The sequence below is a fragment of the Geodermatophilus amargosae genome (assembly GCF_900116515.1).
Taxonomy (GTDB): domain Bacteria; phylum Actinomycetota; class Actinomycetes; order Mycobacteriales; family Geodermatophilaceae; genus Geodermatophilus; species Geodermatophilus amargosae.
The window spans coordinates 36,565-57,333 of the sequence record NZ_FPBA01000006.1; the positions used below are offsets into that span (position 1 = coordinate 36,565).

The following is a 20,769-nucleotide window of genomic DNA, read 5'->3' on the forward strand; positions in this document are numbered from 1 at the left end:
GTGTCCCCGCGGGTACGACAGTCCGCTGGCCTGCGGCGATGGGGGCCCGGTCAGCCGGCCCGGGCGAAGAGCTCCAGCGCGATGCCGTCGGGGTCGCGGAAGTCCAGGATGGCGCCGGCGCCGATGTCCTTCACGCCGCCGTGCGCGATGCCCCGCTCGTCGAGCATCGCGGCCGCGGCGTCGAGGTCGGCGCGGGAGTCGACGGCGAAGCTCACGTGGTCGAGGCCGGTGCGGTCCTCGTCGAAGGAGTCCGCGCTCACCGGCCGCAACCCGAGCAGCTGGTCACCGAGGGCGTGGACGACGCCGCCGTAGAGGAAGGCCAGCTGCTCGCGGGTCGCGTCGTCGGCGTCGGCGGGCACCTCGGAGGCGACCGGCAGCCCGAAGACGTCGTCGTAGAAGGCGCGGGACCGGTCGATGTCGGTGACGGTCAGCCGGACGTGGGCGAAGGAGCGCGTCGGGATGGGCCGCGTCGGGATGGGCACGGCGCGTGCATGCGGCCGGCTCCGCGGTCCCGCCCGGCGGACGAGCGCCGTCCCGGGGGTGGCGTGCGGCACACTGCCGGGCATGCGCCACTCGCTCTACGAGGCCGAGCACGAGGACCTCCGCCAGACCGTCCGCACGTGGCTGGAGAAGAACGTCGCCCCGTTCCACGGCCAGTGGGAGCGCGACGGCGTCGTCCCGCGCGAGGTGTGGCTCTCCGGCGGCGAGCAGGGCCTGCTGGGCTTCGACGTCGACGAGCGCTTCGGCGGCGGCGGGGTCCGCGACTTCCGCTACAACGCCGTCCTCGACGAGGAGGTCACCCGGGTCGGCGCCAGCGGCCTGGGCTTCGGCCTGCACAACGACGTCGTCGCGCCGTACCTCCGGGACCTGTGCACCCAGGAGCAGGCGGCGCGCTGGCTGCCCGGCTTCTGCCGCGGCGAGCTCATCACCGCCATCGCCATGACCGAGCCCGGCACCGGCAGCGACCTGCAGTCCATCCGCACCACGGCGCGCCGCGACGGCGACTCGTGGGTGCTGAACGGCGCCAAGACGTTCATCACCAACGGCATCAACGCCGACCTGGTCATCGTGGTGGCCCGCACCGACCCCGACGCCCCCGGCTCGCGCGGCACCAGCCTGCTCGTCGTCGAGCGGGGCATGCCCGGCTTCACCCGCGGCCGCAACCTCGACAAGGTGGGCCTCAAGGCCCAGGACACCGCCGAGCTGTTCTTCGACGAGGTCCGGGTGCCGGCGGAGAACCTGCTCGGCACGGAGAACCGCGGCTTCGCCCACCTCATGGAGAACCTGCCCCAGGAGCGGCTGTCGATCGCCGTGGGCGCGGTGGCCGCCTGCGAGACGGTGCTCGCCCAGACCCGGGAGTACGTCACCGGCCGGACCGCCTTCGGCCGGCCGGTGGGGAGTTTCCAGAACAGCCGGTTCGTCCTCGCCGAGCTGCACACCGAGACGACGATCGCGCGGACCTTCGTCGACGAGTGCGTGCGCCAGCTCGGCACCGGCGAGCTGACCGCCGTCGACGCGGCGATGGCCAAGTACTGGACCAGCGAGCTGCAGAACAAGGTCGCCGACCGCTGCCTGCAGCTGCACGGCGGCTACGGCTACATGGACGAGTACCCGGTGTCGAAGGCCTGGCGCGACGCCCGCGTGCAGTCGATCTACGGCGGCACGAACGAGATCATGCGCGAGATCATCGGCCGCTCGATGGGCCTGTGAGCCGGCCGTGACGACGGAGCCCCTGACCACCGGGGTCGCCCCCGACGTCGAGCGGGTCCAGCGGCGGACGGTCGGCGTCCTGTCCGGCGCCGTCGCGCTCGGCGGGCTGGGCATCACCGTCGGGATCACCGTCGGCGGGCTCCTGGCGCGCGACGTCGCCGGCACCGACGCCGCGGCCGGGCTGGGGCAGACGGCGGGCGTGCTGGGCGCCGCGGTCCTCGCCGTCCCGCTCGCGCGGCTGTCGGACCGCGCCGGGCGGCGGGCGGGGCTGGCCGCCGGGTACGCCGTCGCGGTCGGCGGCGCGGTCCTCACCGTCGTCGCGGCGGCGCTGTCGTCGCTGCCGCTGCTGCTGGCCGGGCTGTTCGCCTTCGGCGCCGCCACCGCCTGCAGCCTGCAGGCGCGCTACGCCGCCGCCGACCTCGCCGTGCCGGAGCGGCGCGGCCGGGCGCTGTCCCTGGTGGTGTGGGCCACGACGGTCGGCTCGGTGGTCGGGCCCAACCTCGCCGGGCCCGGCGCCGACCTGGGCCGGGCGCTGGGGCTGCCCGCGCTCGGTGGCGGGTTCGTCCTCGCGGCCGCGGTGCTGGCCGTCGTCGCGGTCGGGCTGCAGCTCGCGCTGCGGCCGGACCCGCTGCTGCTCGCCCGGCGGCTGCGCGACGGCGCCGGCCCGGCGCCCGTCCGCCCACGGCGGGCCACCCGCGCCGCGCTGGCCGCCGTGTGGGCCGACCCCGGCGGCCGTCTCGGCATCGTCGCCGTCGTCGTCTCGCACGCGGTGATGGTCGGCGTGATGGTGATGACCCCGGTGCACATGGGGCACGCCGGAGGGCACGACGACGCGACGACGCTGCGGCTGGTCGGCCTGGTCATCAGCGTGCACGTCGCCGGGATGTACCTGTTCAGCCCGCTGGTCGGACTGCTCGCCGACCGGGTCGGCCGGCGGGCGACGGTCGCGGCCGGCGGGCTGCTGCTCCTGGCCGCCGCGGTGATCGCGGGCACGGCCCCGCCCGAGGCGACGGCGCGGCTGAGCGTCGGTCTGCTGCTGCTCGGGCTCGGCTGGTCGTGCGGGCTGATCGCGGGCTCGACGCTGGTCACCGAGTCGGTGTCGGCGGAGGTGCGGCCGACCGCTCAGGGCGGCACCGACCTGCTCATGGGGCTGGGGGCGGCCGTCGCCGGCGCCGTCGGCGGGCCGCTGCTCGCCCTCGGCGGCTTCGGCCTGGTGGCCGGGGTGTCGGCGGTGCTGGTGGTCCCGCTCGCGCTGGTGTGGGTCCGGCGCTGACCGCTGGCGCTCAGTGGCCGCGCATGTTGCGCCACAGCACCACGAGCGTGACCAGCATGCAGAGCGCGATGCCGATCTCGAGGACGACGTCCCACGTCGCCGAGCCCGTGGTGGGGAACACGCCCCCAGCCTAGCCGCCCTGATATCGTGAAGGTACTTCACGGTGCAGGAGGCTCACGAATGGCGGACGCCCGGATCGCCGCGCTCGACAGGGTCCTCGAGGTCACCGTCCTGCTCGGCCGGGACATGACGACGTCGCTCGCGGCCGCCGGGCTGACCGTCGCGCGCACGACGCTGCTGTGGCGGCTGCGCGCCGCCGGCCCGAGCACCCAGCGGGCCCTCGCCGACGCTCTGGGGGTCAGCGCCCGCAACGTCACCGGGCTGGTCGACGGGCTGGCCGAGGCCGGCCTGGTGACCCGGGAGCCGCACCCGACCGACCGTCGGGCCACCCTCGTGACGCTGACTCCCCGGGCCGAGGCACTGCTCACGGAGATGGCGGCCGGCCGGGCCGGGCTCGCCGAGCAGCTCTTCGGCGGGCTGCCGCCCGAGCGGCTCGACGGGCTGGTGTCCGCGCTGGACGAGGTCCTCGAGCGGCTGCGGGCGCTGGTCCCGGACGGAGCGGCGTCGTGACCGTGGTCGGGCTGCTCCGGAAGGCGGTCGCCTTCGAGGTCGGCATGTGGCGCAGCCTGGGGCGCTGGGTCCGGCGCCGCCCCGACGTGCCGGCCGGCGCCGACGCCTTCCCGTACGCCTCGGCGGTCACGCCGGTGCTGTGGACGTTCGTCGTCCTGTCGGCGATCGAGATACCGCTGGTCGACTGGCTGCTGCCATGGCGGTCCGCGCGGATCGCGCTGCTCGTGGTCGGGGTCTACGGCCTGCTGTGGATGATCGGCCTGCTCGCGTCGATGAAGGTGTACCCGCACAGCGTCGGTGACGGCGGCCTGCGGGTGCGGTCGGGCTCCTCGGTCGACGTCTCGGTGCCGTGGGAGGAGATCGCCGCGGTCCGGGTCCGGCGGCGCAGCGTCGAGGGCTCGCGCACCGTCGTCGTCGAGGAGGAGGGCGAGCGGCGCGCGGTGTCGGTGACGGTCATGTCGTCGACCCAGGTCGACGTCGAGCTGCGGACGCCGCTGGTGCTGCCGCTCGCGCGGACCCACGGCCGGCCGGTGACCGAGCTGCGGCTGGCCGCCGACGACCCGGCGGCGCTGGTCCGCCGGCTGCGGGCCGGGCTCGCCGGCCACGCCGCTCGAGACGAGGCCGCGCGGACCGATGCGGCCGCCCGTGCCGACGGGGACGCGCGCTAGCGTCGGGGACGTGCGCCTGCAGGAGTTCTGGTCCCGGTTGGAGGCCCAGTTCGGGTCGATGCGGGCGCAGAGCGTGGCGCGCGACCACGTGTTCGCCGTCCTCGGCGGCCGCTCCGCCGTCGAGGCGATCGACGCGGGCGTGCCGGTGCGCCGGGTGTGGCTGGCGATCTGCGAGGAGTACGAGGTGCCCCCGAAGGACCGCTGAGCCGGCTGTCCAGACCGTCGGCGGCGTGTCGCTCGACTCGAACACGTGTTCGCCCTACAGTGGCACCCGCGTCCACAGGGGGGTCGTCCCTCCACAGGTCGAGTCGGTCACCGGAAAGTGTCAGACCCCCGGCCTAGCGTCGCCTCCGACACGGCATCGACTCCACGACACGCGACTTCCCGAAGGTGAGCACCATGGCAACGCTCGACCGCGACAAGGCCCTCGACATGGCCCTCGCCCAGATCGACAAGCAGTTCGGCAAGGGTTCCGTCATGCGCCTGGGCGACTCGCCCGAGGTCGCCATGCGGGTCATCCCGACCGGCTCCATCGCCCTCGACATCGCCCTCGGCGTCGGTGGCCTGCCGCGTGGCCGCGTCGTCGAGATCTACGGCCCGGAGGCCTCCGGCAAGACCACGGTCGCCCTGCACGCGGTGGCCAACGCCCAGGCAGCCGGCGGCATCGTCGCCTTCATCGACGCCGAGCACGCGCTCGACCCGGAGTACGCCCGCGCGATCGGCGTCGACACCGACGCGCTGCTGGTCAGCCAGCCCGACACCGGTGAGCAGGCCCTCGAGATCGCCGACATGCTGATCCGCTCCGGCGCGCTCGACCTCATCGTCGTCGACTCCGTGGCCGCCCTCGTGCCCCGCGCCGAGATCGAGGGCGAGATGGGCGACAGCCACGTCGGTCTCCAGGCCCGGCTGATGAGCCAGGCGCTGCGCAAGATCACCGGCGCGCTCAGCAACTCGGGCACGACCTGCATCTTCATCAACCAGCTGCGCGAGAAGGTCGGCGTCGTCTACGGCTCGCCGGAGGTCACCACCGGCGGGCGGGCGTTGAAGTTCTACGCCTCGGTCCGGATCGACATCCGCCGCATCGAGACCCTCAAGCAGGGCACCGAGGCCGTCGGCAGCCGGGTCCGCGTCAAGGTTGTCAAGAACAAGGTCGCCGCCCCGTTCAAGCAGGCGGAGCTCGACCTCATCTGGGGTACGGGCTTCAGCCGTGAGGGCGGCCTGATCGACATCGGCGTGGAGCAGGGCTTCGTCCGCAAGTCCGGCGCCTGGTACACGTACGACGGCGACCAGCTCGGGCAGGGCAAGGAGAACGCCCGCGGCTTCCTGCGCGACAACCCCGACCTCGCCGACGAGATCGAGAAGAAGATCAAGGAGAAGCTGGGCATCGGCCCGCAGGTCGACGCCCCGGCCGCTGACCCGGTCGACTTCTGAGCGACGTCGTGACCGGCTGGTCCGGCTCGAGCTCCGGGTGGGCCGACGCCGAGCAGTCCGACCGACCCTCCGGCCGGCGTGGTCGCGGTCCCCGTGACCGCGCCGGCCGCTCCTGGCGGCGAGCCGGGCCGTCCCCTGACCCGGACGGTCCGGCCGCCGCCGACCCCGACGCCGCACCGGGTGCCGGCGGTCCCCGCGACGCCGCCGCCGACGACCCGGGCGATCCCGAGTCGGTGGCCCGCGCAATCTGCCTGCGGGCGCTGACCGGTGCGGCCAAGACGCGTCAACAGCTGGCCGACCTGCTCGAGCGGCGCGGAGTCCCCGAGGACGCCGCGACCGCCGTCCTCGACCGGTTCGGCGAGGTCGGCCTCATCGACGACGCCGCCTTCGCCCGCGCCTGGGTCACCTCCCGGCAGGCCGGCCGGGGCCTGGCCCGCCGGGCGCTGCGGGCGGAACTGCGCGCCAAGGGCGTTGACGGCGAGGACGCCGAGCAGGCCCTCGCCCAGGTCGACGACGAGGACGAACGGGCCTCCGCCCGGCACCTGGTCGAGCGGCGCCTCCCGGCGCTGCGCCGGGTGGACCGGGTCACCGCCACCCGCCGCCTGGTCGGGATGCTGGCCCGCAAGGGCTACAACGGTGGCCTGGCCGGTGCGGTGGTGCGCGAGGTCCTCGACGAGACCGGCTTCGGCGACCCCGACCTCCCCGGCGAGTCCGGCTGGGACGCCGGGGACGACTGAGGGCTGCTCTGCCCCGTCGTTGCGCTCTGCGCGGACGACGGGTGGCGCGGGCGTCCCGATGACCTAGCGTCCCGGCATGAGCGTGCGCGAGATCGTCCCGGGCCTGCACCTGCTGGCGCTCGGCATCAGCAACGCCTACCTCTGGCAGGGCGAGGACGGCGTCACCCTGGTCGACACCGGCCTGCCGGGCAGTGCACCGGCGATCGCCGAGGCCCTGACCGGTCTCGGCCTGCGGCGCGAGGACGTGCGTCGCGTCGTGTTGACCCACTTCCACGACGACCATTGCGGCTCGGCGGCCGCGGTGCACGCCTGGAACGGCGCGCCGGTGGTCGTGGGGGCAGCAGACGCGCCGGTCGTGCGTCAGGACCGGCCGGGTCCGGAGCCGGTGATCACACCCGCGGAGGAGGAGCTCTTCGCCCGCGCGTCGGCGGACACATCGCGGGCACCCGCCTGCCGGCCGGTGCAGCCGGCCGTCGACGGGGACGTGCTCGGCGGGGGAGTGAGGGTGCTCGGCGTCCCGGGTCACACGCCGGGAAGCATCGCCGTGCACCTGCCGGAGGCGGGCGTTCTGCTGACCGGCGACACGGTCGCCGAGTCCGACGGCGACCTGATCCTGGGCCCGTTCAACACCGACCGGGCGCAGGCCTGGACCTCGCTGCAGCGGTTGGCCGCCCTGGACGCCGACGTGGTCTGTCCCGGCCACGGCCGGCCGCTCGTCGGGGGCGCGGCCGCCGCGCTGCGCGCGGCCACCGACCCCTTCGGCTGAGCCGGGCGCTCAGCCGGCCAGCGGGGCGACGGCCAGCTGGGCGGGCATGGCCTGGGTCGCCACCTCCGCGGTCGGCAGGGGCCGGGGGAGCACGGCCTCGGCCGGCACGGCCTGCAGCGGCACCGCCTCGGCGGGCACGGCCTGCAGGGGCATCGCCTCGGCGGGCACGGCCTGCAGCGGCATCGCCTCGGCGGCCAGGCCGGCGGACTCGGGCCGGCCGGTCCACGCGGTCAGGTCCACGGCGACGCCGTCGGGAGCCTCGTCGTCGGCGACCAGCCATGCGCCCTGGCCGTCGAGCCGGGCGGCCAGCCACTGCTGGATCTGCTGCTCGAACGTGCGGTGGGGCATCACCGCCGGCCGGCTGACCGGGCCGAGGAAGGTCAGGTCGCGCTCGGTGCCGTCGGTGCCCCGCAGCACCACCCGGCAGCGCGCCCGGCGGTGCCGCGCCGGCGGCACGGCCTCGCGGACGACGGCGGACCCTGCACCGGCGGCGATCGCGAACTGGGGCGCGGCCGCACGCAGGCGGTTCACGAACTCCTGGGCGAGGTCGACCTGGCCGTCGGGCAGGCGCACCACGGAGGGCAGCGGAGGCACGACGGGGCGGAGAGCGGTGTCCACGACGGCCCTCTCGGCAGCCGTCCCGCCCGGCCTGACCGCCCGCGGGGTGCGCGCGGGCGGCGGGACGGGCGGGACGCGCCGTGACCGTCCCGTGTCCCCTGTGGTCGTCGGCGGGACCAGCGGGTCAGACCTTGGTGATCGCCCCGCCGCCGCCGCCCATCTGCACGTCGGCCGGCAGCTCGACGTCCTCGACGGCGGCCGCCTTGGCGCTGCGCTGCGTGCGCCGCTCGATGACCCGAGCCAGCCACGACAGGAGCACGTTCACCACGATGTAGATGACGCCGGCCGCCACGTAGAGCTGGAAGGTGTAGATCGGCCCGAACTGGAAGTTGAGCGTCTCCACCAGGCTGCGCGCGGTCCGCAGCAGCTCGGGGTAGGCGACGATGAACCCCAGCGAGCTGTCCTTGAGCAGCACCACGAGCTGGGCCACCAGCACCGGCAGCATCCGGCGCACCGCCTGCGGCACGAGCACCAGCGACATGACCTGCGACTTGCGCATGCCGAGCGCGAAGGCCGCCTCCCGCTGGCCGCGGTCCACCGACAGGATCCCCGCGCGGAAGATCTCGCTGAGGACGGCCATGTTGTAGAGCGTCAGTCCGAGCGCCAGGGCGAAGAACGCGCTGGTAGGGATGCCGATGACCGGCAGGAACAGCAGGCAGAAGAGGATCAGCACCAGCAGCGGGACGGCGCGGAAGAACTCAACGACGACCGTCACCGGGATCCGCACCCACAGGTGGTCCGACAGCCGGCCGACCGCCAGCAGCGCGCCGAGGACCGTGGCCGCGACCATGCCGACCGCCGCCACCTTGAGGGTGTCGACGAGTGCCGACAGCAGCCGCTGCGGCACGTTGGTGCGGGTGTCGAAGAGGATCGCCCAGCGCGAGCCCTCGAGCTGGCCGTTGCTGCCCAGCCGCCACAGCGCCAGCGCGACGAGACCGGCGACGACCAGCAGTCCGACGACGGTGCCGATCCGCTGACGGCGCCGCGCCCGCGGGCCGGGGAGGTCGAACAGGACGCTCGAGGTGCTCATCGGACAATCGCCACCCGTCGCTCCAGCAGTCGGAACAGTGCCGCCGAGGGCAGCGTGATGACCAGGTAGCCGACGACGATGGCGGCGAAGACCAGCGCGAGCTCGTCGGCGTTGGCGTTGGACAGCCGGGTGAGGGCGGCGGTGAGGTCGCTGACGGCGAAGCCGGCCGCGATCGAGGTGTTCTTCGCCAGCGCGATCCACACGTTGCCCAGCGGCGGCACGACCGTCCGGAAGGCCTGCGGCAGGACCACCTGGCGCAGCGTCTGCCCGAAGTCCAGGCCCAGGGCGCGGGCCGCCTCCGCCTGGCCCGGCGGGACCGCGTTGATGCCCGAGCGCAGCGCCTCGGCGACGAACGCGGAGGTGTAGAGCGACAACGCGCTCACCGCGGCGATGAACCGGCTGGGGAAGGACAGGTCGATCTGGACGATCCCGAAGACCAGGAAGAAGAAGACCACCGTGAGCGGGGTGTTGCGGAACACCTCGACGTAGAAGGTGGCCAGGCCGCGCAGCGGGGCGACGGGGCTGACCCGCATCGCCACGAGCACGGTGCCCAGCAGCAGGGAGAACAGGCCCGAGAGGAGGGCCAGGCTCAGGGTGGTCAGGAAGGCGTCCCGCAGGACGGGCCAGTTCTCGGCCAGGAACGACATGGTCCTCCGTCCGGCGTCGTCGGGTCTGCGTCGTCACAGGGCCGTGCGGGGGCCGGGGAGCCGGCCCCCGCACGGTCCGGGCGGGTCAGTAGCGGTCGACCGTCGGCGGCTCGGGCGCCGGCTCACCGGTGATCGCACCGGCGGTGCGGTCCCAGGCGTCGGCCCACGAGCCGTTCTCGAACGACTCCTCGAGGACGTCGTTGATGAAGTTGCGGAACTCGGTGTCCCCGAGCTGCAGGCCGATGCCGTAGGGCTCCTCGGTGAAGGGGTTGCCCACCAGCTCGAAGGCGCCCTCGCTGCCGGCGACCAGACCGGTGAGGATGACGTTGTCCGTCGTCACCGCCTGGACGTTGCCGTTGCGCAGGTCGTCGGCGCACTTGGAGTACACGTCGTAGGTGGTCAGCTGGGCCTCCGGGTAGTTGTCCCGGATGTTCTGCGCCGGCGTGGAGCCCTCGACCGAGCAGACGGTCTTGCCGGCCAGGTCCTCCGGGCCCTCGATGCCCTCGGGATTGCCCGCCGCGACCATGATGTCCTGCCCGGCCTCGTAGTACGGTCCGGCGAAGTCGACGACCTGCTTGCGGGCGTCGTTGATCGTGTAGGTCGCGACGACGATGTCGACGCGGTCCTGCTGGATGAACGGCTCGCGGTTGGCCGAGACCGTCTCGGTGAACTCGATCTGGTCCTCCGACAGGCCCAGCTCCGCGGCGATGATCTTGGCGATCTCGACGTCGAAGCCCTCGGGCGTGCCCTCGGTGTTGGCCAGGCCGAAGCCGGGCTGGTCGATCTTCGTGCCGACGCGGAGCGTGCCCGCCTCGGCGATCTCGGCCATGGTCGAGCCCTCGGGGAACTCGACGTCCTCGGCGACGGTGGGGGCGCTGGCCGACTCCTCCGCGGCCTGCTCACCCGCCTCGCTGGAACAGGCGGCGAGGGTGAGGCCGAGAGCGGCGAACGCTGCCAGCTTCCGGGTACTGCGCATGGGTGTCCTCCCGTTGTGGGTCAGTGGTCCAGGATCTTGGAGAGGAAGTCGCGGGCCCGCTCCGAGCGCGGGTTGGTGAAGAAGGTCTGCGGGTCGGCGGCCTCGACGATCCGGCCGCCGTCCATGAACACGACCCGGTTGGCCGCCCGGCGGGCGAAGCCCATCTCGTGGGTGACGACGATCATCGTCATGCCCTCGCGTGCCAGCGAGGTCATGACGTCGAGCACCTCGTTGATCATCTCCGGGTCGAGCGCCGACGTCGGCTCGTCGAAGAGCATGACCTTGGGGTCCATGGCCAGCGCGCGGGCGATGGCCACCCGCTGCTGCTGGCCGCCGGACAGCTGGGCCGGGTACTTGTCGGCCTGGGCGCTGACGCCCACGCGCTCGAGCAGCTCGCGGGCGCGCTTCTCGGCGTCGGCCTTCGACGTCCGGCGCACCTTCGTCGGGCCGAGCATGACGTTCTCGAGGATCGTCTTGTGCGCGAAGAGGTTGAAGCTCTGGAAGACCATCCCGACGTCGCTGCGCAGCCGGGCGAGCTGCTTGCCCTCCTCGGGCAGCCGCTGGCCGTCGATCGAGATCTCGCCCTTCTCGATGGACTCGAGCCGGTTGATGGTGCGGCAGAGCGTCGACTTGCCCGACCCGGAGGGGCCGATGACGACGACGACCTCGCCGCGGTCGATCGAGAGGTCGATGTCCTGCAGGACGTGCAGCTCACCGAACCACTTGTTGACGCCGGTCAGCTGGACGAGAGGTCCTCCGGTCTGCTGGCTGGTCACCCGTTGGACCCTAGAGCCGCGCGGGGACGACGAGGTCCCGGAGGCATCACGAACCAGTAACGAACCCGGTCACGGCCCGTGACCGCGCCCACCGGGCACCCGTGCCGAAGGCGGTCACACCACGTGACCGGGCCCGCGCCGTACCCTCGTCAGCGCCATGGGAACCGAGGTCGCCAGCCCCCCGCGCACCTACCGGGTGCGCACCTACGGGTGCCAGATGAACGTCCACGACTCCGAGCGCCTGTCCGGGCTGCTGGAGGCCGCCGGCTACGCCGCCGCTCCGGAGGGGCAGGACGCCGACGTCGTGGTCCTCAACACCTGCGCGGTGCGGGAGAACGCCGACAACCGTCTCTACGGCAACCTCGGCCACCTGCGCCCGGTGAAGGACGCGCACCCGGGCATGCAGATCGCCGTCGGCGGGTGCCTCGCGCAGAAGGACCGCGGCGAGATCGTCAAGCGGGCCCCGTGGGTCGACGTCGTCTTCGGGACGCACAACGTCGGCTCCCTGCCGACGCTGCTGGAGCGGGCGCGGCACAACGCCGAGGCGCAGGTGGAGATCGCCGAGGCGCTCGAGGTGTTCCCGTCGACGCTGCCGGCGAAGCGGGACTCGGCCTACGCCGGCTGGGTGTCGATCAGCGTCGGGTGCAACAACACCTGCACGTTCTGCATCGTCCCGGCGCTGCGCGGCAGGGAGAAGGACCGCCGGCCCGGCGAGGTCCTCGCCGAGGTGCAGGCGCTGGTCGACCAGGGCGTGCTCGAGGTGACCCTGCTCGGCCAGAACGTCAACGCCTACGGCGTGGAGTTCCGCGACCGGGGCGCATTCGCCGACCTGCTGCGCGCCACCGGACGGATCGAGGGCCTGGAGCGGGTCCGCTTCACCAGCCCGCACCCGCGCGAGTTCACCGACGACGTCATCGAGGCGATGGCCGAGACGCCCGCGGTCTGCCACCAGCTGCACATGCCGCTGCAGAGCGGGTCCGACGACGTCCTGCGCCGGATGCGCCGCGGTTACCGGCAGGACCGCTACCTCGGGATCATCGACCGGGTCCGCGCCGCGATGCCCGACGCCGCGATCACCACCGACGTCATCGTGGGCTTCCCCGGCGAGACCGAGGCCGACTTCGAGCAGACCCTCGAGGTGGTACGGCAGGCTCGCTTCGCCAGCGCCTTCACCTTCCAGTACTCCAAGCGTCCCGGGACGCCGGCCGCCGAGATGGACGGCCAGCTGCCCAAGGAGGTCGTCCAGGAGCGCTACCTGCGGCTGACCGCGCTGCAGGACGAGATCTCACTCGCGGAGAACCGCGCGCAGGTCGGCCGCACGGTCGAGCTGCTGGCCGCGGCGGGGGAGGGCAGCAAGGACGCCCGCACCGGCCGGATGAGCGGCCGCGCCCGCGACGGCCGGCTGGTGCACTTCGCCGGCGGCGCGGGCGTGCGGCCCGGGGATGTCGTCGAGACCGTCGTCACCGCGGCCGCGCCGCACCACCTGGTCGCCGACGGCCCGCTGCTGTCGCACCGGCGCACCCGGGCCGGCGACGCCCACGAGGCCGGCACCCGCCCGACGACGCCCGGCGTCCTGCTGGGCATGCCCCGCGTCGGCGCCCCGGTCTGAACGAGGCATAGGAAGCGATACCCACGTCCTGGGCGCCAGGACGTGGGTATCGGCTCCTCTGCCTCAGACGTGCGTCAGCGGCGGGAGGCGGTCTTCTCGGCCTCGGCGAGCCACTCGCGGCGGGTCTCGAGGTCGGCCCGCGCCCGGGAGATCCGGCTCGTGTCACCCGAGGCCTCGGCCTTGGCGAGCTGCTCCTCGGCCTTGCCGACCGCAGCCCGCATCGAGGTGACCATCGGGTTTTCCGGCGCGGTGCGCACCCGGCCGGCGTCAGAGGCGCCGCGCACCTTCTGCTCGACGGCCTGCATGCGGTCCTCGAGCGAGCGCATCGCGCCGCGCGGCACGTGGCCGATGGCGTCGTAGCGCTCCTGGATCCGGCGCAGCGCGGCCTGGGCGCTGCGCAGGTCGGCGGACGGGTCGAGCTTCTCGGCCTCGGCCAGCAGCTCCTCCTTCGCCTGCTGGTTGGCCAGCTGCTCGGAGTTGCGCACCTTGTCCGACTCGGCGCGGGCGGAGAAGAAGACGTCCTGCGCGGCGCGGAACTGCTTCCACAGGTCGTCGTCGCCGTCGCGGCCGGTGCGCGGCACCGCCTTCCAGCGATCCATGAGCGAGCGCATCGCGGCGCTGGTCGGGCCCCAGTCGGTCGACGCCGCCAGCCGCTGCGCCTCGGCGATGAGCTCCTGCTTGGCCGCGCGCGCCTCGCCGCGCTGGGCGTCGAGCGCGGCGAAGTGCGCACCGCGGCGGCGGCCGAAGGCGTCGCGGGCGGCGGCGAAGCGCGTCCACAGGGCCTCGTCGGTCTTGCGGTCGATCCCGCGGATCGTCTTCCACTCCTCGACGATCGCCTTGAGCCGATCGCCGGAGGCCTTCCACGACGTCGACTCCGCGGCGATCTGCTCGGCCTCGGCGGCCAGCGCCTCCTTGCGGGCGACCTGCGCGGCGCGGGCGGCGGCCTTCTCTGCGCGCGACTCGGCGGCCGCGGAGTCGGCGGTGCCGACCATCGCGCGGGCGCGCGCGGCGAGGCCGTCGAGGTCGCCGACGGCGGTGGCGGTCGGGATCGTCTCGGCCAGCGCCTGCGCCTTGGCCTTGAGCTCGTTCGGGTTGCCGGTGTGCGCCTTCAGCCGCGCCTCGAGCAGCGAGACCTCGGTGGCCAGGTCGTCGTAGCGGCGGGCGAAGTGCGCGAGGCCCGCGGCGGGCTCACCGGCCTGCCAGGAGCCGACCACGCGCTCGCCGTCGACGGTGCGCACGTAGACGGTGCCGTCCTCGTCGACCCGGCCCCACTGCGCGGGGTCCGACGCCACCTCAGCGGCGGGCACGGGCGCCGACGCCGCCGGTGCGACGACCCCGGGGGTGGCGACCTCGGCGACGACGGACTCGGGGACCACGACCTCGGGGACCACGGTCTCGGGGACCACGGACTCGGGAACGACCGATTCGGGTGCGGCGACCTCGGGCGCGGCGACCTCGGGCGCCCCGACCTCGGGCGCGGTGGCCTCCGGTGCGGTGGCCTCGGGCGCGCCCTCGGCCGCCGTCGGGTCGGCCAGCGCTGCCGCCCCGGGGGTGGGCGCGGCGGGCGTCCCGGCCTCCGGGGTGACCGCGTCAGGACCGGTCGTCTCGGGCGGGGGGACCTGCTGCGACCCGTCTCCGGGGTTCTCCGTGCTCGACACGCACCGCAGTGTCCCACGCCGCATCGGCGACACTGCTGCGGTGAGCAGCCCGCCCGCGCGACCGGTGCCGGTCGCCTTCTGCCCGTGCCCGCCGCTGCTCCTCCCCGAGGTCGCGCGCGGGGCGGCCGCGGACACCGGCGCGCTGCTCGCAGCGTGCGCCGCGGCCGTCGGCGCGCTGCTCACCGGGCGGCCCGACGCCGTGGTGGTGGTGGGGCCCGGCGCGGAGGGCCGCTACGGCTCCGGCGACGTCGGGGACCTGCGCGGCTTCGGCGTCGACGTCGAGGTGCCGCTGGACGGTGCCGTCCGCCCCGGGGGCCGGCGGCTGCCGCTGTCGCTGACCGTGGGCGCGTGGCTGCTCGACTGCGCCGGGTACGCCGGCGTGCGGGTCGGCGCCGGACCTGAGGACCTCGCCGCCGTCGTCGCGGCGCTGCCCGGCCGGACCGGCCTGCTCGTCATGGGCGACGGGTCGGCCCGCCGCGGGGACAAGGCGCCCGGCTCCCACGACCCCGCCGCCGCGCCCTTCGACGCCGCCGTGGCCGCCGCCCTCGCGGAGGGGGACGCCGGCGCGCTCGCCGCGCTGGACCCGGCCGAGGGGGAGCGGCTGCTGGCCGCCGGCGTCCCGGCCTGGCGGGCGGTCGGCAGGCTGCTGGCCGGCCGCGACGTCGACGCCGCCCTGCTCCACGACGACGCGCCGTTCGGCGTCGGGTACCTGGTGGCGTCCTGGACGGGGCGGTGACGCCGCCTCCCGTCGTCGCCCCGCCCGTCGTCGCGATCGTGGGCCCGACCGCCACCGGGAAGACGGCACTGGCGGTCACGCTGGCGCAGCGGCTCGGCGGCGAGGTGGTCAACGCCGACTCCATGCAGCTCTACCGCGGCATGGACATCGGCACCGCCAAGCCTGACGCCGCCGAGCGGCAGGGCGTACCGCACCACCTGCTCGACGTCTGGCCGGTGCGGCAGGCGGCGTCAGTGGCGGAGTACGCGCAGATGGCCCGCGCGGAGATCGACCGGCTGCGGGCGGCCGGCGTGCTGCCCCTCCTGGTCGGCGGCTCGGGGCTCTACGTGCGCGCCGTCCTCGACGACCTCGACATCCCGGGCACCGACCCCGCCGTCCGCGCCCGCCTGCAGGCCGAGCTGGACGACGTCGGCCCGGCCGCGCTGCACGCCCGGCTGGCCGCCGTCGACCCGGACGCCGCCGCGGCGGTCCTCCCCAGCAACGGACGCCGGATCGTGCGGGCGCTGGAGGTCGTCGAGATCACCGGCCGCCCGTTCCGGGCCACGCTGCCCGACCCGCGGCCGCACTACCCGGCGGTGGTCGTCGGCCTGGACCGCGAGCCGGCCGAGCTCGACGCCCGGGTGGCCGAGCGGGTGGACCGGATGTGGGCCGCGGGCTTCGTCGCCGAGGTCGAGGCGCTGGTCGGCGAGGGCCTGCGCGAGGGCCCCACGGCCTCCCGGGCGCTCGGTTACGCGCAGGTGCTCGCCCAGCTCGACGGCGGGCTCACGGCCGAGGAGGCGCGCGAGCGGACGGTGGGCACCACCCGCCGGTTCGTCCGCCGGCAGCGGTCCTGGTTCCGCCGCGACGCCACGACCACCTGGTTCGACGCCGCCCGCACCGACCTCGCCGACGCGGTCGGGGCGCTGGTCGCCGGCCGTACGATCGAGCGGTGAGCGACCGGTTCCTCCTCGGGCACGGCACCGAGAACGACTTCGTCGTCCTCCCCGACCCCGACGGGGACCGCTGGCCCGAGGACCGCCTCGGCGCCGCCCTGGTCCAGCGGCTCTGCGAGCGCCGCTCCGGTCTCGGGGGCGACGGCGTCCTGCGGGTGGTGCGCAGCCGGCACGTGCCCGACGCCCCCGCCGTCCTCGGCGAGCACCTCGACGCCTGCGAGTGGTTCATGGACCACCGCAACGCCGACGGGTCGCACGCGGAGATGTGCGGCAACGGCATCCGGCTGTTCCTGCACGTGCTGGTCACCGAGGGCCTGCTCGACCGCAGCGCCTGCGCCGAGGGCGTGCTCGTGGGCACCCGCGGCGGGCCGCGCCGCGTCGGCGCCGGTCCCGGCGGCACCTACTGGGTCGACATGGGCCCGGCGCGGCCGTTCGGCCGCGGTGAGGCCACCGTCGCCGGGCAGGTGTTCGGTGGGCAGGCGGTGTCGATGGGCAACCCGCACCTGGTCTGCCTCACCGACGCCGACCTCGACGCCCTCGACCTCACCCGCCGGCCCGCCTTCGACGCCGCGCTGTTCCCCGACGGCGTCAACGTCGAGTTCGTGCGGGTGCTCGCGGCCGGCACCGAGGGCGCCGACGCGCACGTGCGGCTCCGGGTGCACGAGCGCGGGGTGGGGGAGACCCGCTCCTGCGGCACCGGCGCCTGCGCCACGGCGTACGCGGCGCTGGCGGCCGGGTCCGAGGAGCCGCAGCGCGGCACCGTCGTCGTCGACGTCCCCGGCGGCCGGCTCACGGTCGACGTGTCCCCGGAGACGACGGTGCTGCGCGGCCCCGCCGTCGTGGTGGCGACCGGTGAGCTCACCCGGGAGTGGCTGGGGACCTGACGCGCGTCACCCCGCGGCTGGGGCCTGGTCGAAGAAGCCGGTCAGGCGCCGGATGCGGCCGGCGTCGTCGACCTGGACGACGTCGAGGCCGGTGAGCACCGTGGCGCCGGCGGCGTCGGTGATCCGCCAGTGGAACAGGGCGCTGTCGTGGTGGCGCGCGGGCTCGCTGGTCACCTCGACGCGCCCGCCCGCCAGTGACGCCTGTGTCCGGGCGATGTGCGCGGCGAGCGCCTCGCGACCGGTGACGAGGGCGAGCGGGTCGCAGTAGACGCCGTCGGGTGCCCACGCCTGCTCCAGCAGGGCGAGGCGCTCCTGGTCGTCGGTGGCCAGCCAGCGCCGTACGCGGCGACGGGGTCGTGCTGCTCGGGATCGGTCACGGGGTCTCCTGTGCGTGGACGGGGGTGCCGGTCAGGCCGGCCAGGGGGTCGGTGCCGTCGAAGGTCCCGGTGCTGCCGAGGACGGCGCAGCGCAGGAAGCCGGTGCTGTCGAGCATCGGGTGCGTCTCCTGGCGGGCGACGGTCGCGGCGTGGTCGGGCCGGTGGTAGGCCCACGTGACGGCGTCGCGCAGCGTGCGCCACGCGGAGAAGGTGAGGACGGCGCCGTCCTCGGGGGCCTGGACGAGGGCGGCGCACGAGCCGGGCGCGTCGCGCACCTGGCGGCCCAGGGAGGCGAAGCGGTCGAGGAACTCCCCGGTGCGTCCGGCGTTGGCAGACAGCCCGGCCAGCGTGATCACGGCCGCCGCGCCGGCGACCTTGCCACGGTGCGGGAGCCGGTCGAAGGGCCGCGCGCCGCCGGACAGCACCGCGTCCCCCCGGTAGGACACCGGCTGCAGGACGACGTGCCATGCGCCGCGCACGGACGCGCCGGGCGCCGGCGCCGCCGCGAGCGCTGCCGCCGGGTCCTCCCAGGTGCCGAGCACCGACCACCACGAGCCCACCGCCTCGGGCAGCTCGGCCCGGCCGGGGCCGGCGATCCCCGCCTGGCTGACCGTGGCGCCGGCAGGACGCCACGGACACGCCGCGGCGGGCGTGGTCAGCTCCAGCGCCGTCCAGGACACGAACACTCGCGCACCTCCCATGTGAACGGTACCAACATAGGAGGGTCGTGTGAACGATGTCAACATCGATGGCAGGATGACGTCGTGGCCGCACGGACGACCTATCACCACGGCGACCTGAAGGCCGCCCTCGTCGACGCCGGCGTCGCCGCGGCCAGTGAGGGTGGGGAGGCGGCCGTGGGGCTCAACCGGCTCGCTGCCGGCCTGGGCGTGTCCGCCTCCGCCGCGTACCGGCACTTCCCGGAGGGGCTGGAGGACCTGCTGGTGGCCGTGGGGAACGTCGCCCGCCGCCGGCTCGCCGAGCGCCTGGCGCTGCGGATCTCCGAGGTGGCGCCGTCGCAGGACGCCGCGACCGACGCGCGGCGCCGGTTCCGTGCCTCGGGGCGGGCCTACGTGGAGTACGTGCTCGAGGAGCCCGGCCTGTTCCAGGTGGCCAACCGTCACGACCGTGGCCGCCTGCCGGACGCCGATCCGTTCGGCGTCCTCGAGTCCTGCATCGCCGACCTGGTCTCGGCCGGCGTGCTCGACGAGGCGCGCCGGCCGGACGCCGCCACTGCTGCCTGGGCGGCGGTGCACGGGCTGGCGGTGCTCCTCACCGAGGGCCCACTGCGCCGGCTGCCGCCGGACCGCCGCGACCGTGCCGTGGAGCGCACCCTCGACATGGTCGAGGCGGGACTCTGACCGCGGCCGGGTGCCGGCGGACCGCGGACGGTCTAGGGGTTGTCTGGGGTGTCGGCGCGGGTCTCCGGGTCGTCGGTCGGCGCCTCGGGCTTGTCGCCGGGGCCCACGTTGCCGGTGCCGCGCGGCGCGCCGGCCCCGGTGTCCTGGTCGGCGCCGCCGAAGAGGTTGCGTGGGACCTCGAGGCCGGCGGGGTCGCGGCCGGGGTCGTCGTTGCCGGCGTCGCTGCTGGTGCTCACGGAGGGCCTCCTCGGGGATGGCGTCGTTCCCTGTCACTCGCAGCCCTACCCGCCTCCCGGCGGGATGCACGTGACCCGTTCCGGTGTTGTACCGGCCGTATGACGACTCAAGAGACGACAACCCAGGTGACCGGGGACGGCGTGCGTGTCACGCTGGACCCGATGACGACCGCACAGAACCGCGCCGTGCTCGCTGCCGCGCAGGACCGCGCCGAGCGCGCGGAGGGGACCCCGACGCCCGCGCCGGAGTCCCTGCGCCCCGCTCCGGCGGGCCAGTGGGACGAGGCCGACGACACCACCGGCTCCTACGACCTCGAGGCCCGTGGCGCGCTGCGGCGCGTGGCGGGGCTGTCCACCGAGCTCGCCGACGTCAGCGAGGTCGAGTACCGGCAGCTGCGCCTCGAGCGCGTCGTGCTCGTCGGCGTGTGGGCCGAGGGCACCCAGGCCGACGCCGACCGCTCGCTGGCCGAGCTCGCCGCGCTGGCCGAGACCGCCGGCTCGGAGGTGCTCGAGGCGGTGAGCCAGCGACGGGACAAGCCCGACGCCGGCACCTACGTCGGCTCGGGCAAGGCCGCCGAGATCCGCGACATCGTCGCGTCGACCGGTGCCGACACCGTGATCTGCGACGGTGAGCTGACCCCGGGGCAGCTCAACGCGCTGGAGAAGATCCTCAAGGTCAAGGTGGTCGACCGGACCGCGCTGATCCTCGACATCTTCGCCCAGCACGCCACCAGCCGGGAGGGCAAGGCGCAGGTCGAGCTCGCCCAGATGCAGTACATGCTGCCGCGCCTGCGCGGCTGGGGTGAGTCGCTGTCCCGGCAGGCCGGTGGCCGCGTCGCCGGCGGTGGCGGCATCGGTACCCGCGGCCCCGGTGAGACCAAGATCGAGACCGATCGCCGGCGCATCCGGTCGCGGGTCAGCAAGCTGCGCCGCGAGATCGCCGGCATGGCGACCGCGCGGGCGACGCAGCGTTCGGGCCGTGACCGCAACGCCGTCCCGAGCGTGGCGATCGCCGGGTACACCAACGCCGGCAAGTCCAGCCTGCTCAACCGGCTGACCGGTGCAGGCGTGCTGGTGGAGAACGCGCTGTTCGCCACCCTCGACCCGACGGTGCGCCGGGCGCAGTCGCCCGACGGCCGCGAGTACACGCTCACCGACACCGTCGGCTTCGTCCGGCACCTGCCGCACCAGCTGGTCGACTCCTTCCGCTCGACGCTGGAGGAGGTGGCCGGCGCCGACCTGCTGCTGCACGTCGTCGACGGCTCCGACCCCGACCCGCTCGGCCAGATCGACGCGGTGCACGTCGTGCTCCGCGAGATCGACGCCGCGGCGGTGCCCGAGCTGATCGTCGTCAACAAGGTCGACGCCATGACCGAGGACGACGTGCTGACCCTGCGCCAGGCGCTGCCGGGCGCGGTGTGGGTCTCGGCCCGCACCGGTGAGGGCATCGAGCGGCTGCGGGAGATCGTCGCCGCCCGGCTGCCCCACCCGGACGTCGAGGTCGAGGTCCTGGTGCCCTACGACCGCGGCGACCTCGTGGCGCGGGTGCACCGTGACGGCGAGGTCCTCAGCGAGCAGCACGAGGAGGCCGGCACCCGGCTCAGCGCCCGCGTCGACGGCGGCCTGGCCGCCGCGCTGGAGCAGTTCGCCGCCCCCGTCGGCTGACCGGCCCGTCCTGCGCACCCGCCCGGGTGCCCGGCTCCGCGCCGGGTGC

At 74.8% G+C, this 20,769-nt stretch carries 24 protein-coding genes; 14 read left to right on the forward strand and 10 right to left on the reverse strand.

Translation table 11 applies throughout. The features are described from left to right. Nucleotides 1–50: 50 nt before the first annotated feature. Nucleotides 51–482 (reverse strand): VOC family protein, encoded by a 432-nt coding sequence (locus BM414_RS10525; protein WP_245784629.1) that lies wholly within the window; start codon nt 480–482, stop codon nt 51–53. Between the two features lie 82 nt (nt 483–564). Here BM414_RS10525 and BM414_RS10530 point away from each other — a divergent pair, with 82 nt between their 5' ends. From BM414_RS10530 to BM414_RS10565, 8 genes are all read left to right on the forward strand, one after another. Continuing rightward, nucleotides 565–1,710: an acyl-CoA dehydrogenase family protein gene (locus tag BM414_RS10530; protein ID WP_093579403.1), complete on the forward strand. Its 1,146-nt coding sequence runs from the start codon at nt 565–567 to the stop codon at nt 1,708–1,710. 7 nt (nt 1,711–1,717) lie between these two features. Further along, nucleotides 1,718–2,983 (forward strand): MFS transporter, encoded by a 1,266-nt coding sequence (locus BM414_RS10535; RefSeq protein ID WP_093579404.1) that lies wholly within the window; start codon nt 1,718–1,720, stop codon nt 2,981–2,983. Nucleotides 2,984–3,163: 180 nt separating this feature from the next. Then, nucleotides 3,164–3,613, forward strand: a complete 450-nt coding sequence (locus BM414_RS10540; RefSeq protein ID WP_093579405.1) for a MarR family winged helix-turn-helix transcriptional regulator — start codon at nt 3,164–3,166, stop codon at nt 3,611–3,613. After that, nucleotides 3,610–4,281: a hypothetical protein gene (locus tag BM414_RS10545; protein WP_093579406.1), complete on the forward strand. Its 672-nt coding sequence runs from the start codon at nt 3,610–3,612 to the stop codon at nt 4,279–4,281. The genes BM414_RS10540 and BM414_RS10545 overlap by 4 nt, the downstream gene beginning before the upstream one ends. A 10-nt stretch (nt 4,282–4,291) precedes the next feature. Continuing rightward, nucleotides 4,292–4,486 carry a DUF3046 domain-containing protein gene (locus BM414_RS10550; protein WP_093579557.1) on the forward strand — a complete coding sequence of 65 codons (195 nt, stop codon included), beginning with the start codon at nt 4,292–4,294 and terminating at the stop codon, nt 4,484–4,486. Nucleotides 4,487–4,680: 194 nt separating this feature from the next. Then, entirely contained in the window at nt 4,681–5,712 is a 1,032-nt protein-coding gene (gene recA / locus BM414_RS10555; RefSeq protein WP_093579407.1) for a recombinase RecA, read from the forward strand. An 8-nt stretch (nt 5,713–5,720) separates the two neighbouring features. After that, the gene (locus BM414_RS10560) at nt 5,721–6,449 is read left to right on the forward strand and encodes a regulatory protein RecX (protein WP_093579408.1); all 729 of its coding nucleotides are present in this window, start codon (nt 5,721–5,723) and stop codon (nt 6,447–6,449) included. Between the two features lie 76 nt (nt 6,450–6,525). After that, entirely contained in the window at nt 6,526–7,215 is a 690-nt protein-coding gene (locus tag BM414_RS10565; RefSeq protein WP_093579409.1) for an MBL fold metallo-hydrolase, read from the forward strand. A gap of 9 nt (nt 7,216–7,224) precedes the next feature. Here BM414_RS10565 and BM414_RS10570 read toward each other — a convergent pair whose 3' ends face one another. From BM414_RS10570 to BM414_RS10590, 5 genes are all read right to left on the reverse strand, one after another. After that, nucleotides 7,225–7,791: a hypothetical protein gene (locus BM414_RS10570; protein WP_217644661.1), complete on the reverse strand. Its 567-nt coding sequence runs from the start codon at nt 7,789–7,791 to the stop codon at nt 7,225–7,227. A 166-nt stretch (nt 7,792–7,957) separates the two neighbouring features. Next, nucleotides 7,958–8,863: an amino acid ABC transporter permease gene (locus BM414_RS10575; protein ID WP_093579410.1), complete on the reverse strand. Its 906-nt coding sequence runs from the start codon at nt 8,861–8,863 to the stop codon at nt 7,958–7,960. Next, nucleotides 8,860–9,510: an amino acid ABC transporter permease gene (locus BM414_RS10580; RefSeq protein WP_093579411.1), complete on the reverse strand. Its 651-nt coding sequence runs from the start codon at nt 9,508–9,510 to the stop codon at nt 8,860–8,862. Before BM414_RS10580 ends, BM414_RS10575 begins: the two co-directional genes overlap by 4 nt. An 85-nt stretch (nt 9,511–9,595) precedes the next feature. Further along, nucleotides 9,596–10,486 carry a glutamate ABC transporter substrate-binding protein gene (locus BM414_RS10585; RefSeq protein WP_093579412.1) on the reverse strand — a complete coding sequence of 297 codons (891 nt, stop codon included), beginning with the start codon at nt 10,484–10,486 and terminating at the stop codon, nt 9,596–9,598. A gap of 20 nt (nt 10,487–10,506) precedes the next feature. Next, on the reverse strand, nt 10,507–11,262 hold the full coding sequence (locus BM414_RS10590) for an amino acid ABC transporter ATP-binding protein (RefSeq protein ID WP_093579413.1): 756 nt from the start codon (nt 11,260–11,262) through the stop codon (nt 10,507–10,509). A gap of 157 nt (nt 11,263–11,419) precedes the next feature. Between BM414_RS10590 and miaB the strand changes: the two genes are divergently transcribed. After that, nucleotides 11,420–12,871 carry a tRNA (N6-isopentenyl adenosine(37)-C2)-methylthiotransferase MiaB gene (miaB, locus tag BM414_RS10595; protein ID WP_093579414.1) on the forward strand — a complete coding sequence of 484 codons (1,452 nt, stop codon included), beginning with the start codon at nt 11,420–11,422 and terminating at the stop codon, nt 12,869–12,871. Nucleotides 12,872–12,945: 74 nt separating this feature from the next. On the opposite strand, the gene BM414_RS10600 is transcribed toward miaB, so the two are convergent. Continuing rightward, a complete protein-coding gene (locus BM414_RS10600; RefSeq protein WP_245784630.1) occupies nt 12,946–14,529 on the reverse strand; it encodes a DUF349 domain-containing protein in 1,584 nt (527 codons plus the stop codon). Nucleotides 14,530–14,569: 40 nt separating this feature from the next. Between BM414_RS10600 and BM414_RS10605 the strand changes: the two genes are divergently transcribed. The 3 genes from BM414_RS10605 to dapF are packed head-to-tail and all read left to right on the forward strand — an operon-like array spanning nt 14,570 to nt 17,081. Further along, entirely contained in the window at nt 14,570–15,265 is a 696-nt protein-coding gene (locus BM414_RS10605) for a class III extradiol ring-cleavage dioxygenase family protein (RefSeq protein WP_175551536.1), read from the forward strand. Continuing rightward, a complete protein-coding gene (gene miaA / locus BM414_RS10610) occupies nt 15,262–16,197 on the forward strand; it encodes a tRNA (adenosine(37)-N6)-dimethylallyltransferase MiaA (protein ID WP_093579416.1) in 936 nt (311 codons plus the stop codon). The genes BM414_RS10605 and miaA overlap by 4 nt, the downstream gene beginning before the upstream one ends. Continuing rightward, the gene (gene dapF / locus BM414_RS10615; protein ID WP_093579417.1) at nt 16,194–17,081 is read left to right on the forward strand and encodes a diaminopimelate epimerase; all 888 of its coding nucleotides are present in this window, start codon (nt 16,194–16,196) and stop codon (nt 17,079–17,081) included. Before miaA ends, dapF begins: the two co-directional genes overlap by 4 nt. Before the next feature lie 6 nt (nt 17,082–17,087). On the opposite strand, the gene BM414_RS10620 is transcribed toward dapF, so the two are convergent. Together BM414_RS10620 and BM414_RS28350 are read right to left on the reverse strand one after the other, a co-directional pair. Continuing rightward, nucleotides 17,088–17,411, reverse strand: coding sequence for a nuclear transport factor 2 family protein (locus BM414_RS10620; protein ID WP_093579418.1), 324 nt, complete (start codon nt 17,409–17,411; stop codon nt 17,088–17,090). Between the two features lie 43 nt (nt 17,412–17,454). After that, entirely contained in the window at nt 17,455–18,159 is a 705-nt protein-coding gene (locus BM414_RS28350) for a hypothetical protein (protein ID WP_175551537.1), read from the reverse strand. A gap of 63 nt (nt 18,160–18,222) precedes the next feature. Here BM414_RS28350 and BM414_RS10625 point away from each other — a divergent pair, with 63 nt between their 5' ends. Beyond that, nucleotides 18,223–18,819 carry a TetR/AcrR family transcriptional regulator gene (locus BM414_RS10625; RefSeq protein WP_175551538.1) on the forward strand — a complete coding sequence of 199 codons (597 nt, stop codon included), beginning with the start codon at nt 18,223–18,225 and terminating at the stop codon, nt 18,817–18,819. Between the two features lie 32 nt (nt 18,820–18,851). Here BM414_RS10625 and BM414_RS10630 read toward each other — a convergent pair whose 3' ends face one another. Next, on the reverse strand, nt 18,852–19,055 hold the full coding sequence (locus BM414_RS10630; protein WP_093579420.1) for a hypothetical protein: 204 nt from the start codon (nt 19,053–19,055) through the stop codon (nt 18,852–18,854). Between the two features lie 162 nt (nt 19,056–19,217). On the opposite strand from BM414_RS10630, the gene hflX reads away from it, so the two are divergent. Beyond that, nucleotides 19,218–20,720 carry a GTPase HflX gene (gene hflX / locus BM414_RS10635; RefSeq protein ID WP_093579559.1) on the forward strand — a complete coding sequence of 501 codons (1,503 nt, stop codon included), beginning with the start codon at nt 19,218–19,220 and terminating at the stop codon, nt 20,718–20,720. Nucleotides 20,721–20,769 lie beyond the last annotated feature (49 nt).

What these genes read in the sequence shown, in the direction of transcription:
- BM414_RS10530 (WP_093579403.1), top strand. Translation starts at nt 565, where the DNA reads ATGCGCCACTCGCTCTACGAGGCCGAGCACGAGGACCTCCGCCAGACC.
- BM414_RS10540 (WP_093579405.1), top strand. Translation starts at nt 3,164, where the DNA reads ATGGCGGACGCCCGGATCGCCGCGCTCGACAGGGTCCTCGAGGTCACC.
- recA (WP_093579407.1), top strand. Translation starts at nt 4,681, where the DNA reads ATGGCAACGCTCGACCGCGACAAGGCCCTCGACATGGCCCTCGCCCAG.
- BM414_RS10565 (WP_093579409.1), top strand. Translation starts at nt 6,526, where the DNA reads ATGAGCGTGCGCGAGATCGTCCCGGGCCTGCACCTGCTGGCGCTCGGC.
- BM414_RS10575 (WP_093579410.1), bottom strand. Translation starts at nt 8,863, where the DNA reads ATGAGCACCTCGAGCGTCCTGTTCGACCTCCCCGGCCCGCGGGCGCGG.
- BM414_RS10580 (WP_093579411.1), bottom strand. Translation starts at nt 9,510, where the DNA reads ATGTCGTTCCTGGCCGAGAACTGGCCCGTCCTGCGGGACGCCTTCCTG.
- BM414_RS10585 (WP_093579412.1), bottom strand. Translation starts at nt 10,486, where the DNA reads ATGCGCAGTACCCGGAAGCTGGCAGCGTTCGCCGCTCTCGGCCTCACC.
- miaB (WP_093579414.1), top strand. Translation starts at nt 11,420, where the DNA reads ATGGGAACCGAGGTCGCCAGCCCCCCGCGCACCTACCGGGTGCGCACC.
- BM414_RS28350 (WP_175551537.1), bottom strand. Translation starts at nt 18,159, where the DNA reads ATGGGAGGTGCGCGAGTGTTCGTGTCCTGGACGGCGCTGGAGCTGACC.
- hflX (WP_093579559.1), top strand. Translation starts at nt 19,218, where the DNA reads ATGACGACCGCACAGAACCGCGCCGTGCTCGCTGCCGCGCAGGACCGC.